Origin of the sequence: Bradyrhizobium sp. NBAIM18, from assembly GCF_020193825.1 — a bacterium.
GTDB classification, from domain to species: domain Bacteria; phylum Pseudomonadota; class Alphaproteobacteria; order Rhizobiales; family Xanthobacteraceae; genus Bradyrhizobium; species Bradyrhizobium yuanmingense.
Genome location: NZ_JADYVO010000065.1, coordinates 1 through 933 on the forward strand (window position 1 = coordinate 1; position 933 = coordinate 933).

Annotated in this window: 1 protein-coding gene and 1 pseudogene; both read right to left on the reverse strand. The window is 57.7% G+C overall.

What is annotated here, in order from left to right:
- Positions 1-477 precede the first annotated feature (477 nt).
- Entirely contained in the window at positions 478-687 is a 210-nt protein-coding gene (locus I6F17_RS37420) for an MbeD family mobilization/exclusion protein (protein WP_225190483.1), read from the reverse strand.
- A 3-nt stretch (positions 688-690) separates the two neighbouring features.
- Positions 691-933 (reverse strand): annotated as a pseudogene (locus I6F17_RS37425) (mobilization protein); the annotation flags it as partial.

Here is a 933-nt window from a genome sequence, read left to right on the forward strand (position 1 = left end):
TTACTGAACACAAACCAGTACGACTAGCTGCTGCTCCAGACCATCATAGACTCCGCCCTCATTCTTATCCTTAAGTGTGAGCGCTCGATGTTTTTTTTTTTTTGAGCGTCTCGTGGGCTCGGTCGCCACAATTTTTCCGTACCCGCCAGGCATCATGCTTTTACCATAACATCCCTTGCCCGCACCTCTCCGGACGGGTTCAGCGCGAATGCGGCGTCAGTCCTGCAAAACCGACAGTAAACCACCCCGCAAACCGTGCATTCTGCGCCTGATAAATCTCACCCGACTGCATAGCCATGCAGCCGGGTGAATGGCACCGGGTTTCGTCGCAGATCCTCAATGAAAGCCCCGTTTTATCCGGTTATCACAGCGACGGACCGTCATACTCCTGCTGACGCTGCGATCGTTCCAGCTCCAGCGCTTTCTGGTGCTGCGCTGCGCGCTCCTGCTCCCGGTGTGCCTCGATGTCGTTCAGCCTTACGACAACCGGCGCAGCTGCTCGCTTAAACTCAGCACCTGCGTGCTCAAGTCCGTGACGCGCTCGCTCAGCGCTGCGTTCTCCCGTTTCATAAGACCACACATCGTCCGCCATTCCGCGAAGGCGCTCTCCCACTCGTCCAGCCTTTTCGAGTAGTCCTGCTGTAGCTGCTCTAATGCGCTCAGCAACTGTTTTTCCAGTTCCGTCATGTGCTATTTCCCCGCCAGTATCATCCAGCTCGAATCCTCTCCGAACCGTCCCGCGTCCGGGTTCACCCTCACGCAGCGGCGTCGTTCCTCTCCGCAGGTCGTGAGCTGCACGCCGCTGTTCCTCTCGGACAGCATGGCCTGCGTGCTCTTCTGCTCCCGGATGGTCGTGTAATTGTCGAGTATCTGCTGCCCCTGCCACCATAGAATGCCCGCACTTGAGGCTATCAGCAGCACGGAGACCAGGAC